This is a genomic window from Acidovorax sp. Root568, from assembly GCF_001427445.1.
GTDB classification, from domain to species: Bacteria; Pseudomonadota; Gammaproteobacteria; order Burkholderiales; family Burkholderiaceae_C; genus Acidovorax; species Acidovorax delafieldii.
In genome coordinates this window covers 149,658-164,275 of the sequence record NZ_LMGP01000015.1, presented here as the reverse complement: position 1 = coordinate 164,275, position 14,618 = coordinate 149,658, and the positions used below count along the sequence as shown (strand labels likewise).

General features: G+C 66.2%; 13 protein-coding genes. 10 read left to right on the top strand and 3 right to left on the bottom strand.

Annotated elements, in window-relative coordinates; genetic code table 11:
* Nucleotides 1-137 precede the first annotated feature (137 nt).
* On the top strand, nucleotides 138-3,299 hold the full coding sequence (locus tag ASD75_RS12605; protein ID WP_056746135.1) for an EAL domain-containing protein: 3,162 nt from the start codon (nucleotides 138-140) through the stop codon (nucleotides 3,297-3,299).
* A gap of 71 nt (nucleotides 3,300-3,370) precedes the next feature.
* On the opposite strand, the gene ASD75_RS12600 is transcribed toward ASD75_RS12605, so the two are convergent.
* Genes ASD75_RS12600 through ASD75_RS12590 form a run of 3 tightly spaced genes read right to left on the bottom strand, consistent with a single transcriptional unit; the run spans nucleotide 3,371 to nucleotide 5,567 of the window.
* A complete protein-coding gene (locus ASD75_RS12600) occupies nucleotides 3,371-4,084 on the bottom strand; it encodes a hypothetical protein (protein WP_056746133.1) in 714 nt (237 codons plus the stop codon).
* Between the two features lie 8 nt (nucleotides 4,085-4,092).
* Nucleotides 4,093-4,674 carry a peroxidase-related enzyme gene (locus ASD75_RS12595; RefSeq protein WP_056746132.1) on the bottom strand — a complete coding sequence of 194 codons (582 nt, stop codon included), beginning with the start codon at nucleotides 4,672-4,674 and terminating at the stop codon, nucleotides 4,093-4,095.
* 47 nt (nucleotides 4,675-4,721) lie between these two features.
* Nucleotides 4,722-5,567, bottom strand: coding sequence for an IclR family transcriptional regulator (locus ASD75_RS12590; protein WP_056746130.1), 846 nt, complete (start codon nucleotides 5,565-5,567; stop codon nucleotides 4,722-4,724).
* A gap of 134 nt (nucleotides 5,568-5,701) precedes the next feature.
* Between ASD75_RS12590 and ASD75_RS12585 the strand changes: the two genes are divergently transcribed.
* From ASD75_RS12585 to ASD75_RS12545, 9 genes are all read left to right on the top strand, one after another.
* On the top strand, nucleotides 5,702-6,709 hold the full coding sequence (locus ASD75_RS12585) for a tripartite tricarboxylate transporter substrate binding protein (RefSeq protein WP_056746129.1): 1,008 nt from the start codon (nucleotides 5,702-5,704) through the stop codon (nucleotides 6,707-6,709).
* Between the two features lie 40 nt (nucleotides 6,710-6,749).
* Nucleotides 6,750-7,670 carry an amidohydrolase gene (locus ASD75_RS12580; protein WP_056746128.1) on the top strand — a complete coding sequence of 307 codons (921 nt, stop codon included), beginning with the start codon at nucleotides 6,750-6,752 and terminating at the stop codon, nucleotides 7,668-7,670.
* 12 nt (nucleotides 7,671-7,682) lie between these two features.
* Nucleotides 7,683-8,702 carry a tripartite tricarboxylate transporter substrate binding protein gene (locus tag ASD75_RS12575; RefSeq protein ID WP_056746125.1) on the top strand — a complete coding sequence of 340 codons (1,020 nt, stop codon included), beginning with the start codon at nucleotides 7,683-7,685 and terminating at the stop codon, nucleotides 8,700-8,702.
* A gap of 55 nt (nucleotides 8,703-8,757) precedes the next feature.
* Nucleotides 8,758-9,444: a diguanylate cyclase gene (locus ASD75_RS12570; protein WP_056746123.1), complete on the top strand. Its 687-nt coding sequence runs from the start codon at nucleotides 8,758-8,760 to the stop codon at nucleotides 9,442-9,444.
* On the top strand, nucleotides 9,441-10,379 hold the full coding sequence (locus ASD75_RS12565; protein WP_056746119.1) for an NAD(P)-dependent oxidoreductase: 939 nt from the start codon (nucleotides 9,441-9,443) through the stop codon (nucleotides 10,377-10,379). Before ASD75_RS12570 ends, ASD75_RS12565 begins: the two co-directional genes overlap by 4 nt.
* Nucleotides 10,380-10,442: 63 nt before the next feature.
* The gene (locus ASD75_RS12560; RefSeq protein WP_056746117.1) at nucleotides 10,443-11,450 is read left to right on the top strand and encodes a tripartite tricarboxylate transporter substrate binding protein; all 1,008 of its coding nucleotides are present in this window, start codon (nucleotides 10,443-10,445) and stop codon (nucleotides 11,448-11,450) included.
* Nucleotides 11,451-11,639: 189 nt separating this feature from the next.
* Nucleotides 11,640-12,596 carry a tripartite tricarboxylate transporter substrate binding protein gene (locus ASD75_RS12555; RefSeq protein WP_056746116.1) on the top strand — a complete coding sequence of 319 codons (957 nt, stop codon included), beginning with the start codon at nucleotides 11,640-11,642 and terminating at the stop codon, nucleotides 12,594-12,596.
* A 3-nt stretch (nucleotides 12,597-12,599) separates the two neighbouring features.
* The gene (locus ASD75_RS12550; RefSeq protein ID WP_056746114.1) at nucleotides 12,600-13,508 is read left to right on the top strand and encodes an amidohydrolase; all 909 of its coding nucleotides are present in this window, start codon (nucleotides 12,600-12,602) and stop codon (nucleotides 13,506-13,508) included.
* Between the two features lie 21 nt (nucleotides 13,509-13,529).
* Nucleotides 13,530-14,447 carry an SMP-30/gluconolactonase/LRE family protein gene (locus ASD75_RS12545; protein WP_056746112.1) on the top strand — a complete coding sequence of 306 codons (918 nt, stop codon included), beginning with the start codon at nucleotides 13,530-13,532 and terminating at the stop codon, nucleotides 14,445-14,447.
* Nucleotides 14,448-14,618: the final 171 nt, after the last annotated feature.

Sequence of the window (14,618 nt, the reverse complement as noted above, 5' to 3'; positions counted from 1 at the left end):
CATACCGCGCCTTCTCATTCAACCTCCTGTTCTTTTTGTTACCTGTTAGGATGACTTCGGCAACGATAGAAGAAAACGAATAGAGCCGGGGAGGGGATTTCCAACACCGCACCGACGTGCTGCTTTGTGCTTTCTGAATGAATTCAACCATCCCAGCAAGCGCGGCTGCCAGCAGCATCAACAAGGTGACCAATCTGGTCATCGCATCGGTTCTCTTCATGTTTGGCCTGTACGCCTTTGACGAATGGGGGCAGGTCAAGGACCGTGAAGAGGAGCACATGCAGTCCAACCTGGTGCTGCTGACGCGGACGCTGGACACCTTCTTTCTCTCCAAACGCGCTGGCCTGTTCAGCCTGGCAGAAACCATCGCCATCTCGCCCGGTGGTATCGACAACCTGGCGCTGGCGCAGCAACTGCTAACGGACTACCGCAAGCACCGCCCCGAAGTCAGCGAGATATCCCTGAGCGAAATGAACGGCAAGGTGCTGGCCTCGTCCCATGCGGCGGACAGGAACGGCCAACCCGGCCTGGTGGATCAATCCGGCTTTCAAGACTTTGCGCGGGACGCTAAGGACCAGCACGACATCTACCTGGGACGACCCCAGCGCGACGCGCACAGCCAGGACTGGGTGTTCACGCTGCGTTATGTGCTGCGGGATGCGCAAGGCAAGCCCCGGGCGGTGCTGACAGATGTGTTTCCGGTCGATTTTCTGGAGTCGCTCTGGAAAGACGCGCCGCTGGTGCAGCAGCTCACAGTGGGTGTGCTGCGCGATGACGGCTACCTGATGACCCGCTTTCCGGTGCCCGCCACGGTCACCAAGGACGAGGTGTATGGCATGCGTCGGGACGGGGTGCTGGTACGGTATCTCGCGCAGCACCAGTTCCCCCTGCAAGGGCGGGTCGAGGGACCCAATGCGCTGTTGAAGGGGCAGAACTTTATCAACCTGTTCCACCGGCTCGACAGGCTCCCTGCGACCGTCTTTGTCGGGCAGCCCGAGAGCCGGTTCTTTCAGGTCTGGGCCCGCAGCATCGACACTCCCCTGGCGCTCACGGCGCTGTTGCTGGTGTTTATCAAGCTCGTGTCGCTGCGCCTCGCTCGCCGCGAGCACGAAGCCGAGCAGCAGCGGCTGGCGGTGGAAAGGGTGCTGCGTGAGAGCGAGACCGAGCAGCGCTCCCTCATCGACAACCTGATGACGGGTCTGGTCATCCACGATGCGACGGGCGCTGTGGTGCGGTGCAACGCCGAGGCCAGTAACCTGCTGGGGCTGAGTTTTGAGCAGATGACCGGCAAGCAGCTGATCGACCCGGCCTGGTCCTTCGTCAACGAGCAGGGGGCCGTCATGCCGGTTTCCGACTACCCCGCCTCGCGGGTGCTTGCGACCCGTGAACCTGTCAACGGGATAGTGGGAGGCATCGTCCGTGGCAAGGATGCAGACATTTGCTGGGTGCTCAGCCGGGCCGACCCGTGGTTCACCACCGATGGACAGCTCGACAAGATCGTGGTGACCTTTGTCGACATCACCATGCGGCGCAAGCTGACGTCGCAGCTGCAGGACCGCGAACTCAAGTTCCAGGCGCTGTTTGACAACAGCATGGACGCCGTGCTGCTCACCTCGCCCGATGGCACCGTGCTGGCCGTGAACCAGGCGGCTTGCCGACTGTTTGACTTGAGCGAGGCACAAATCATCGCCCGGGGGCGCATGGGGCTGGCCGACCCTGCCGACCCCCGGTTGCAGGAGCTGCTGGTACAGCGCCAGCAGAGGGGGCAGGCGGCCGGCCTGCTGACCATGGTCCGGGGTGATGGCAGCCACTTCACCGCCGAGATCAGCTCCAGCATTTATGGGGACAGTGAAGGCCGCCAATACAGCAGCATGATCGTTCGCGACATCACGGAGCGCCTGCGCAGCCAGGCCGAGCTGGAGGCTGCCAATGCACAGATGCGCCGCATCAACGAGCAGTTGGCCGAGGTGGCGCACTTTGACATGCTGACGCACCTGCCCAACCGCGTTCTGCTGGCCGACAGGCTTCAGCAGGCCATGGCGCACTGTGTGCGTCGCAACAAGTCGCTGGCGGTGGCGTTTCTGGATCTGGATGGCTTCAAGGACATCAACGACCGGTATGGCCATGCGGCGGGCGACGAGTTTCTGGTGGCGATTGCCAAGCGGCTGCGGTCTGCACTGCGCGATGGCGACACGCTCGCGCGCATAGGCGGGGACGAGTTTGTGGCCGTCATGACCGACCTTACGGCCGAGCAGGACTGCGAGCCCCTGCTGTTGCGGCTGTTGCAGGTGGCGGCCGAGCCGTTGCTGGTGAACGGGCAATCCCTGCAGGTGTCTGCCAGCATTGGCGTCACCATCTACCCGCAGGATGATTCCAGTTCGGAGCAGCTCATCCGCCATGCCGACCAGGCCATGTACCTGGCCAAGCAGGCGGGCAAGAATCGGTTCCACCTGTTTGATGTGGCCAGCGATGCAGCCATCCGGATCAAGCGCGAAAGCCTGGAGCAGATTGCCACCGCCATCGCTCAGCGGGAGCTGGTGCTGTACTACCAGCCCCAGGTCAACATGCAGACAGGTGAGGTGGTGGGCATGGAGGCGCTGGTCCGCTGGTTGCATCCGCAGCGGGGCCTGCTGGCCCCGAGCCAGTTCCTGCCGGTGATTGAAGACCACGATATGGCGATTGCGATTGGCGAGCGGGTGCTGGACATGGCCCTGTCCCAAATGGCGCAGTGGCTGGCGGTGGGGCTGTGCATGCCGGTCAGCGTCAACGTGTTCTCCAAGCAGCTCCAGCAAGAGGACTTTGTACACAAGCTGCGCCAGGCACTGGCCGCGCATCCCTCGGTGCCTTCGTCGGCGCTGGAGCTGGAGATTGTGGAGACCAGCGCGTTGCAGGACATGGCCCAGGTATCTGGCCTGATGCACGCATGCGCCGAACTGGGCGTGCGGTTTGCTCTGGACGATTTTGGGACCGGTTATTCGTCGCTGACCTACCTGAAAAAGCTGCCTGCAGAGCTGCTCAAGATCGACCAGAGCTTTGTGCGCGACATGCTCGAAGACCGCGACGACCTGGCCATTGTGCAGGGTGTGGTGGGCCTGTCCAAAGCGTTCAACCGCAAGGTGATTGCCGAAGGTGTGGAGACCGTGGCCCACGGCCGCACGCTGCTGGCCATGGGCTGTGTGCTGGGCCAGGGCTATGGCATTGCGCGGCCCATGCCCGCGCAGCAGGTACCGGGCTGGCTGGACCAGTGGCAGGTGCAGCAGCCCTGGGTGCGCGAGACCGATGCAGACTTGCCGGCCTGAGGTCCTGAGGTCCTGAGGTCCTGCGGAGCATCGCGCGGGTATCGGTCCGTTGAGTCGCAGTGGGACAGCCTTTATCGTGGGGGCAGGGCAACACATTGCGCCAGAGGCATGCCCTGTGCCTCTGAGGCGCCCAGCAGCAAAAGGCGCTGCAGCTCTGGCAAATACCGGATGGCTGTCTGCGGTGCGCTGTAGCCGTTGCTGTTGTTCAGGCGTTCTTGCATGCGCAGCACAAGACGGCTGGGCAGGTGTTCGATGCTGAGGGTGCGCACACCCGTGTAGAAGGTGGTGTCTATGGTGCCTTCGGTGCCGAAAAAGCCGCCACCCACGCGCGCCGCGCGGCGCCGGCCCTCGAAGGTCGTGGTGATGCGCAGTTTGTCGTCACGGCTGGTACAGCTCCCCTCGAAGGCCGCAGCGCACTCCATGGGCAGCGGATTCTGTTGCACCAGCACTGCCTGCACGGATGGGGTGTGCAGCAGTGCGGGGGGCACGGGCTCCAGGCGTACGCAATCGGCGGTGGGTACGACCTGCCACGCCGTAGCGCCCGGCGAGTCAGGGATTTGCAGGCGCGAGCCTGCAACACCCGCACCGAGGTAGTAAGTCGGCGCCGCCCCCGTGCTGGACTCTTCGCGGAAGAGCGAGGCGGACCGCAACGGCGACAGCGCGCCAGCGGGCACGGCCACAGTCAAAGGGTGAAATGGCAGCGTGCCCTCCGGTGGCCCAAACCCTGCGGCCTGTACCGCAGGGGCGGCCAGCACCCAAAGCCAGATCGTTCGTGCGGAGCGCATGGTTTGGATCAGGCCGCAGGCTTGGCCTTGGGCACACGGCCCATCAGATAGAACTCTGGGTTGGGCTGCATGCCCGCAAAGCTGGCCATGCGGTTGGACAGGCCAAAGAATGCCGTGATGGCGGCGATGTCCCAGATGTCCTCGTCATCGAAACCATGGGGGTGCAGGGCCTCGAAATCGGCGTCGTCGATCTCGTGGGCGTTCTGGCACACCTTCATGGCGAAGTCGAGCATGGCCCGCTCCCGGGGGCTGATGTCCGCCTTGCGGTAGTTCACCGCCACCTGGTCGGCGATGAGCGGCTTCTTCTCGTAGATGCGCAGGATCGCGCCATGCGCCACCACGCAATACAGGCACTGATTGGCCGCGCTGGTGGTGGTGACGATCATCTCGCGCTCGCCCTTGGTCAGGCTGCCTTCTTCCTTGAGCATGAGCGCGTCGTGGTACGCAAAGAATGCACGCCATTCCGCTGGTCGGCGGGCAAACGCGAGGAATACGTTGGGGATGAATCCCGCCTTCTCCTGCACTTCAAGAATCCGCGCGCGGATGTCCTCGGGCAGGGTGTTCAGGTCGGGGAAGGGGTAGCGGCTCACGGCAGTCTCCTCGGTTTTTTGTGTGGGGTGGATAACGGATGCAAGTATCAGGGATGCCATTGCGTCGCCCGCACGGGGGCATGGGCCGGCGCGGCCGAACTCCCTGCCAGTGCGTAGGACAACTGTGTCGCTGCAGCGACCACGGTGTGCGCCAGCGCTTCGAGCTTTTCGGCGGGCAAACGCGAGGCCGGGCCTGAGATGCACACCGAGCCCATGAGCCGCCAGTGCATGCCAAACACCGGCGCCGACACGGTGGCCACGCCCTGTTCCCGTTCACCAATCGACCAGTGGTAGCCCTTCTTGCGGATCTCTTCATAGGCCTTGCCCGGCTCGCCCGAAAACGCCAGGATCACGCGGCCCGGCGAGCCCTTGTCCAGCGGCAGTCCTTCGCCCATGCGGGCGTGGTGGCGCAGCGCCTGCGGGCCTTCCACACGGACAAGGCAGGTGCGCACATTGCCTTCACGCACGTAAAACGCAGCGCTTTCGCCGGTGGCAAGGGTCAGTTCACGCAGCGCGGGCTCCAGCACGTTCTGCACGTCAAAGCCTGCCTGGTAGCGCGCACCCAGCCAGCCTGCGGCCGGGCCCAGGCGCCAGTCGCCATCTTCGCGCTGCACCATGAACCCGGACTGCGCCAGCGTGCGGGCCAGGCGCAGCACTGTGGTCTTGTGAAGGCTGCAGCGGCGGCTTAGCTCTGCCAGGGACAGGCTGGACTCGCCCAGCGCAAAGGCCTCCAGCACCTGCAGCGCACGCGTCACGGCGATCACGCCACCGGTGTCCTTTGTCGCCGCATCGGTCGGCCCGTCTGCGCTTTCATCGGCCCCGGCAGTGGTGGCATTTGGCTGGGTGGCCTTGCGCGGGGCAGGGCGCGCGGGCGAAGAGGGTGGGTTGCTCATGGCGCAATTCGTTTCATTGTGTGCAACTGCATTGTATGGGTTGAAACGCGTGCGTACATTCGCACTCCACGGCGCCAGGTCCGAACAGGCCCTTGCAGACCGGCGTGACGAACCACCATAACGGAGACAAATCCATGACCGCTTTTTCATCGCTTTCACGTTCTTTGAGTGCGCGCCTGTGCGCCGCTTTCCTGGGCCTTGCGGCCGTGGCCGTGCCCCACGGCGCTGCGCAGGCGCAGACGGCCTACCCCGCCAAGGCCATCCGCCTGATTGTTCCGTTCCCCCCCGGCGGTGGCACCGACATGATCGCCCGCGCCGTGGCGCAGAAGATGGCCGACCAGAACAAGTGGAGCGTGATCGTGGACAACCGCCCCGGCGCCGGTGGCAACCTGGGGGTGGACGCTGTGGCCAAGGCCGACCCGGACGGCTACACGCTGGTGATGGGGCAGACCAGCAACCTCGCCATCAATCCCACGCTGTACAAGAAGCTGCCCTACGACCCGCTCAAGGACCTGGCGCCGGTGGCGCTGGTGTCGTCCTCGCCCATCGTGATGGCGGTGCCGGTCAACTCGCGTTTCAAGACCTTTGCCGACGTGGTGGCTGCCTCCAAGGGCAAGCCTGATGCCCTGACGCTGGGCTATTCGGGCAACGGCACCGTGGCCCATCTGGCCGGGGAGCTGGCCGAGAACGCTGCCGGCATCCAGCTGCGCCATATTCCCTACAAGGGCGCGGCCCAGGCCATGACGGACCTGATGGGCGGGCAGATCGATCTGTACATGTCGTCCGTACCCACGCTGCTGGGCCATGTGCGCAATGGCAAGCTCAAGGTCATTGCCATCACCGCGGCCCAGCGCTCCGCGCAACTGCCCGATGTGCCCACCTTGGCCGAGTCGGGCTTCAAGGGTTTTGAGGCCGTGACCTGGTTCGGTGTGCTGGCCCCGGCGGGCACGCCCTCAGCCATCGTGGCGCAGCTCAACAAGGCCATCAACCAGGCCCTCAAGCAACCGGACGTGGCGGACAAGCTGCGCTCTGAAGGCGGCGACATCCTCGGCGGCACGTCCGAGCAGTTTGCGGCACTGCTGCGCACCGAAGTGCCCCGCTGGTCCAAGATCGTGAAGGACTCTGGCGCCAGCCTGGACTGATCGAGCCGCCACGTTCATCCCCCGCTGACTGCCCATCGCCATGACCCGCGATCGTCTTGTCACGCCCGTACCGTTCTCGCTGGGAACGACGGCGCCCCGTACCGCACTGCCTGCGGCGGCGTGCGACTGCCACGTGCATGTGTACGACCAGCGCTTTCCTGCTGCGCCCGGCGCCAGGCTGTTGCCGCCCGATGCGTCGGCCAGTGACTACCGCGCGCTGCAGCAGCGCCTGGGCACCGAGCGCTCGATGCTGGTCACGCCATCCACCTACGGTTCGGACAACCGCTGCATGCTGCAGGGCCTAGCCGCGTTGGGTACGCAGGCCCGGGGCGTGGCCGTGATCGATGGCAGCGAGAGCGATGCCCAGCTGCAGGCCCTGCACGACGCGGGCGTGCGCGGCGTGCGGCTGAACCTGTCGCTGGGCGTCACGGGTTCGGTGGACTCCATCCTGCCCCTTGCCCGGCGCATTGCCCCCTGGGGCTGGCATCTGCAGCTGCTGATGGCACCCGATGTGCTGGCCACGCTGGGCGATGTGCTGCGCAACGTGCCTGTGCCCCTGGTGTTTGACCACCTGGGCCGCATCGCACCCGAGCAAGCCGGGAAGCACCCAGCCCACGCACTGTTGCTGCAGCTGATGGGCGAGGGCAGGGCCTGGGTCAAGCTTTCGGGCGGCTACATCGTCAGCGCCACCCATGCGGTGGACGACCCGGCGCTCGATGCACTGGCCGCCAGCTACTTGCGTGCGGCACCAGAGCGCGTGCTGTGGGGCAGCGACTGGCCCCATGCCACTGCCAGCGCTGGCCTGCACCCCGTGCCGGACGACGCATTGCAAATCGACACCCTGGCGCGCTGGTGCGATCAGGCCGGTGCGGATGCCCTGCGCCGCGTGCTGGTCACCAACCCTGCCGCGCTCTACGGCTTCCCGCCGGTCTCGACTTCTTCATCCCCCACCCCTGTCTGAGGGCCTTGCACCATGACCTCTTTGGTATCTCCCCTATCCACGCACAGCGCGCAGCGCCGCCACCTGCTGACCACCCTGGCCCTTGCGGGCGCTGGCATGGGGGCGGGGCTGCCCGCCTGGGCGCAAAACGATTGGCCTGCGGGCAAGCTCATCACCTGGGTGGTGCCTTACCCCGCCGGTGGCAGCACCGATGTGCTGGGCCGCAACATTGCCCTCAAGCTGGGCGCGGCCCTGTCCACCAACGTCATCGTGGACAACAAGGCCGGGGCCACGGGCACCATTGGCGCGGCCTACGTGGCCAAGGCGGCGCCCGACGGGCTCACGCTGCTGGGCACGTCCATCGGCCCGCAGGCGATCGCCCCGCACCTGATGGCCAAGCTGCCCTACGACCACATCACGGCGTTTGAGCCCGTGATCACCGTGGGCACCATCCCCCACATCCTGGTGGTGGGCGCCAACCAGCCGTTCAAGACGGTGGCCGACCTGCTGGCCGCCGCCAAGGCCCAGCCGGGCAAGCTGGCGTTTGCCTCGGGCGGCAACGGCACCATTTTGCAAATGCAGGGCGAGCTGCTGCAGCAGCAAACCGGCGCGCGCTTCATCCATGTGCCCTACAAGGGCGACACCCCCGCGCTGCAAGACACGCTGGCCGAGCAGGTGCAGTTCATGTTTGCTCCCGCAGCCGCCGCGCTGCCGCATGTGCAATCGGGCAAGTTGCGCGCCCTGGCCGTCACGTCAGCCCAGCGCCTCAAGGCCCTGCCTGCCGTGCCCACCATGGGCGAGGCGGGGCTCAAGGACTTTGTGGTGGAGCAGTGGCAGGCCGTGTTTGCGCCCGCCAAGACGCCCGCCGCCATCGTGCAGCGCCTGAACCGCGAGATCGCCGCCACGCTGAAAGACCCCGCCCTCATCGCCCTGGCCGACAAGCTGGGCGTGACGCTGGTGGGCGGCACGCCCCAGCAGCTGGGCGACCTGCAAAAGGCCGACTCGGCCAAGTGGGCCAAGGTGATCAAAGACGGTGGCATCAAAGCCGACTGACCACCGCAGTTCTCTTATTTCCTTTCTTCATTCCATCGTTCAACCGGACCGTCCCATGAGCCAACTCCCTGAAATCATCCGCACCATCGACCGCGTGAGCGGCGACGTCGTGGCCCAAGCCGCCACCTACCAAGCCGCCATCCTGGCCGACGTGGCAGGTCGCCGCGGCACCATGCATGGCCGCGTGGCGCCTGTGCACCAGAACATGAAGGTGGCTGGCCCCGCTTTCACCGTGGAAGTGCGCCCCGGCGACAACCTCATGATCCACGCCGCCATCGCCCTGGCCCAGCCCGGCGATGTGCTGGTGATTGACGGCAAGGGCGACCAGACGGCGGCGCTGATGGGCACGCTGATGCTCAGCGCCTGCAAGAAGCGCGGCCTGGCGGGTGTGATCGTGGACGCCTCCATCCGCGACAAGCTGGAAATTCTGGAGCTGGACTTCCCCGTGTTCAGCGCGGGCTTCAACCCCGCAGGGCCCACCAAGTACGTGCCCGGCCGCATCAACCACCCCATCAGCGCCGGTGGCGCGGTGGTGAACCCGGGTGACTTGGTGGTGGGCGATGCCGATGGCGTGGTCGTCATCGAGCGCGAAAAAGCCCCCGCCATGCTGGCCCTGGCCGACAAGAAGGTGGCCGACGAAGCCGCCCGTATCGAAGCCATCGCCCGTGGCGACACCGCATCGAAATGGCTGCCTGCCGCCCTGCGCGCTGCGGGTGTCTTGAAGGAAGGGGAATCGCTGTGAGCCCAACCATCATCGTGACCGGCGCCGACCTGGCGCAACAAGCCCTGGATCTGCTCACAGGCTACGAGATCGTTTACGCAGGCAAGACGCCGACGGAAGAGGACATGGTGGCCCTGTGCGGTGCGCACAACCCCGTGGCCATCATCGTGCGCTACGGCAAGGTGGGCGCTGCGGTGATGGACGCAGCCCCCGCGCTCAAGGTCATTTCCAAGCACGGCAGCGGCACCGACACCATCGACAAAGTTGCGGCCAAGGCCCGTGGCATTGAGGTGGTGGCCGCCGTGGGCGCCAACGCTGCTGCCGTGGCCGAACAGGCGCTGGCGCTGCTGCTGGCCTGCGCCAAGTCGGTGGTGCAACTCGATGCGCGCATGCACGCTGGCCACTGGGACAAGGCCACGCACAAGAGCCTGGAACTGGGCGGCCGCACCGTGGGCCTGGTGGGCCTGGGTGCGATTGGCCTGCGCTTTGCCAAGATGGCCGACGCTCTGGGCATGCGCGTGATTGGCTTCGATCCGTTTGCCAAGAACCTGCCCGCCTATGTGCAGGCGGTGGGCCTGGAGACGATCTGGCGCGAATCGGATGCCATCTCGTTGCACTGCCCGCTGACCGACGAAAACCGGAACCTGCTGAACGCCGCCACGCTGGCGCAGTGCAAGCGCGGCGTGATTGTGGTGAACACGGCACGCGGCGGCCTGATCGACGAGGCCGCGCTGCTGGCCGCCGTACGCTCGGGCCAGGTCATGGCGGCCGGGCTCGACAGCTTTGCGGTGGAGCCGATGACGGCGGGCCACCCCTTCCAGGGCGAGCCGCGCTTCATCCTCAGCCCCCACATCGGCGGCGTGACGAGCGACGCCTACGTGAACATGGGCGTGGGCGCGGCGAAGAACCTGCTGGCCGTGCTGGCACGTGCACCGCATGCAGTAGCCGTCGCCTGAGCGCCGGCTTGCCCCAAGAACATGGCCGGGCTGGGTGCCCGGCCGCACAGGAGACAACAGACCATGGCACGCAATTTCAAGAAAAATAGTCCTCTTGCGCTAGTCAATCATGCGCTGGCAGCTATTGTTTTAGTAGCGTCTGGCGCCGCCTGCGCGCAAACGGGCGCAGCAGCCTATCCGACCAAGCCCGTGAAGCTGGTGGTGGGCTTTGCCGCCGGTGGCCCCACCGACGTGGTGGCACGCGCATTTGCCGACCACGCCAGCAAGGCGCTGGGCCAGCCGTTCATCATCGACAACAAGCCCGGTGCGGGCACCATTATTGCCGCGCAGGCCGTGGCCAGCGCCCCGGCCGATGGCTACACGCTGCTGTTCGGCGCCACCAACCACACCATGATTCCGGCGCTGTACCAGGCCCGCGTCAAGTTCGATGCAGTGAAGTCCTTCCGCCCCCTGTGCACGGTGGCCAGCAGCCCCACGGTGCTGGTGGTGGCCCCTAGCCTGCCGGTGAAGACCCTGGCCGACTATCAGGCCAAGGCCCGCGCCGAGCCTGGCCGCGTGACGGCGGGCACGGCCGGGGTGGGCAGCTCAGGCCATTTCGCCACCGAGATCTTTGCCCGCGCCCAGGGCCTGCAGCTCAACCATGTGCCCTACAAGGGCGCCGCGCCGGTGGTGACGGACCTGATGGGCGGGCAGCTCGACAGCTCCTTCGCCACCCTGGGCTCGGTGCTGCCGCAGATCAAGAGCGGCAAGCTGCGCGCGCTGGCCGTGGGCGCGCCCCAGCGCTCGGCACTGGTGCCCGAGGTGCCCACGTTTGCCGAGGCGGGCGGTGGCAACTACGCTGCCGACGTGTGGTACGGCGTGCTGGCCCCGGCAGGCGTGCCCGAGCCCATCGCCCAGGCGCTGGAGCGCACGGCCGCCGACTTTGCCAAGAGCGAATCGGCCGCCGACAAGCTGCGCGGCCTGGGGATGGATGCCGAATCGGTGTGTGGCAACGCCTTTGCGACCCGTGTGGCCCGCGAAGCTGCGACGTATAGCCAGATTGCCAAAGCGCTCGATCTCAAAGCAGATTGACTCTGACAACCCCCTGAGGCGCGTTGCGCCTTCCCCCTTCTCTCGCTTTGCGATGCAAAGCGGGAAGGGGGACGCAGCCGGTGCTGCGGGGCGGCCCTTGCACGGGCGCCCGCGCATGCACCGTGCGACGTGAAACACCGCTACTGCCTTTCCTCTTTTGTTGATTGAATGCTACCCAAGGAGACACCCATGTTTCGCTTCCTCAAACCCCTGATCGCCGCCTGCGCCCTGGCCGCTGGCGTGGCCCACGCCGCCTTCCCCGAGCGGCCCATCACCATCGTCGTGCCCTACGCACCCGGGGGCGCGGCAGATGCCGTGGCCCGTGTGGTGGCCACCCGCCTGGGCGCCAAGCTCGGCGGCAGCGTGATCGTGGACAACAAGGCCGGTGCCAGCGGCACCATTGGCGCCAGCTTCGTGGCCAAGGCCCCGGCAGACGGCTACACCATGCTGTACGACGCCACGCCGTATTCCATCAACCCGCACCTGTTCCCCAAGATGCCGTATGCCGCCAACGCACTGCAGCCGCTGTCGCTGGTGCTGCTGGCGCCCAACGTGCTCATCGTGAAGGCCGATGCGCCCTACAAGAACGTGGGCGAGCTGATCGCCAAGGCCAAGGCGCAACCGGGCAAGATCAACTTTGCCTCGGGCGGCAGCGGCACGGTGCAGCGCCTGGCGGCGGAGCTGATGGCCCAGAAGCTGGGCCTCGATATGGTGCACGTGCCCTACAAGAGCGGTGGCCCCGCCATCACCGATGTGATCGCCGGCCAGGTGGACTTCATGTTCGGCACCGTGGCCGCCACTTACCCGCATGTGGCGGGCGGCAAGCTGCGTGCGCTGGCCGTGTCGGCGCCTGAGCGTTCCAAGCGCCTGCCCGATGTGCCCACGGTGGCCGAGGCGGCCATCCCCGGTTATGAGGCCTATGAGTGGAACGGCGTGTTCCTGCCTGCGGGCGTGCCAGCCGAGGTGGCCACCAAACTGCAGCAGGCCCTGCAAGAGGTGCTGAAAGAAGACGAAGTGAAGCAGCGCCTCGCCGACCTGGGCGCCCAGCCCATCGGCTCCACGCCCGCAGACTTTGCCGCCTTCCTGAAGAAGGAAGACGCGAAGTGGGGCGAGGTGGTGAAGAAGGGCAATATCAAGCTGGACTGACCCATGCCTTTGCCAGCGCTGACCACCCCCGTGCCCCACTCCGTGGGCCTGAACCGCCCGCAGCGCCAGTTGCCGCCCGGCGCGTGTGACAGCCACATGCACATCTTTGACCCGCGCTTTGCGCCGTCAGCCCACTGGCCGCGCACGCCACCGGTGGCGCCCGTGGCGGTGTACCGGCAACTGCAGGCGCGCCTGGGCACCACGCGCACGGTGGTGGTCACGCCATCCACCTATGGCACCGACAACGCCTGCACGCTGGATGCGCTGGACCAGTTGGGCGACGCCGCACGCGGTGTGGCCGTGGTGGGTGACGGTGTGGGTGCCGACGAGCTGGCCCACCTGGCCGCACGTCGCGTGCGCGGGCTGCGGGTCAATTTCGTCTCGCCCCAATCGTGGGGCACCACCACGCCCGCCATGCTGGCCACGCTCGCGCGCAAGGTGGCCGAGCACCCGGCGTGCGCGGGCTGGCATATCCAGGTCTTTGCGCAGCCGGAGCAGCTCATCGCCCTCGCGCCCCAGTTGCATAAGCTGCCTGTGCCCCTGGTCATCGACCACCTGGGCCGCATCGATCCCGCCGAAGGACCAGCCGCAGAGGCCTACGGCGTGGTGCGCGGCCTGCTCGATGGTGGCAACACCTGGGTCAAGCTCTCGGGCGCCTACATGCGCTCGACCGTGCATGGCCCCAGCTACGCCGACACCCTGCCGCTGGGCCAGACCCTGGTGCAGGCCGCGCCGGATCGCCTGGTGTGGGGCAGCGACTGGCCGCACACCACCGAGACGCCTGGCACTGTGAACGATGCCGATCTGGTGGACCTGCTGCAGGCCTGGGCTGGCAGCGACGCGGCCATGGACCGCATCCTGGTCGACAACCCGGCGCGGCTGTATGGTTTCGATGCCGTTCCCGCCGCCTGAACGAATTGGAAAGACCCCACCATGTTTTTGTTGCAAGCCCCTGAGGTCCGCGATCTCGACCTGTTCACCACCATGCCCGAGCACTTTCGCCGCCGCGAGCGCAGCGACTGGGCCGATGCCAACCGGGGCGGCACCATCACCGATTCGTTTCTGGAAGGCCCGGTGTTCGACGACGCAGGCAACCTCTACGTCAGCGACATCCCCTGGGGCCGGGTCTTTCGCATCAACCCGCAGGGCGACTGGGCGCTGGTGGCCGAGTACGACGGTGAGCCCAACGGTCTCAAGTTCTTGAAGCCCGGCACGCTGCTCATCACCGACTACAAAAACGGCCTGATGCAGCTCGATGTGGCCACGGGCGCCGTCACCCCGTACCTGCAGCGCCGCAACAGCGAGCGCTTCAAGGGCGTGAACGACCTGATCTTTGACGCCGAAGGCAACCTCTACTTCACCGACCAGGGCCAAAGCGGCCTGCACGACCCGAGCGGCCGCCTGTACCGCCTGCGGCCCAATGGTCAGCTCGACTTGCTGCTGCACAACGTGCCCAGCCCCAACGGCGTGGCCCTGTCGCCCGACGGCCGTGTGCTGTATCTCGCCGTGACGCGCGGCAACTGCGTGTGGCGCGTGCCGCTGCTGCCCGATGGCAGCGTGGCCAAGGTCAGCCAGTTCTTCACCTCGTATGGCCCCAGCGGCCCCGACGGCCTGGCCGTGGATGCCGAGGGTCACCTACTGGTGGCCAACCCGGGCCTGGGCTATGTGTGGGTGCTCAACCACCGGGCCGAGCCCGTGCAGGTGCTGCGCGGCGCACCGGGCAGCTCCACCACCAACCTGGCGTTTGGCGGGGCAGGGCGTACCACGGTGTATGTCACCGACTCTACCCATGGGCGCATCCTGAGGGCTGACATGGGTGCACCTGGGCTGCCGCTGGCGCGTTCGCGTTGACGCTGCCCCAGCCTCAACTTGTCTGGGTATCGCAACGAAATCAATGAAGGGATGATGATCTATTGATATTGGCTATTAATGGGATTCAATCGATTCAATTTACCTGTCATCGTTTGCTTCCTACCATCTGCCCTGTCGATACGTTTTGCCGACGCGATTTCACAGGAGATG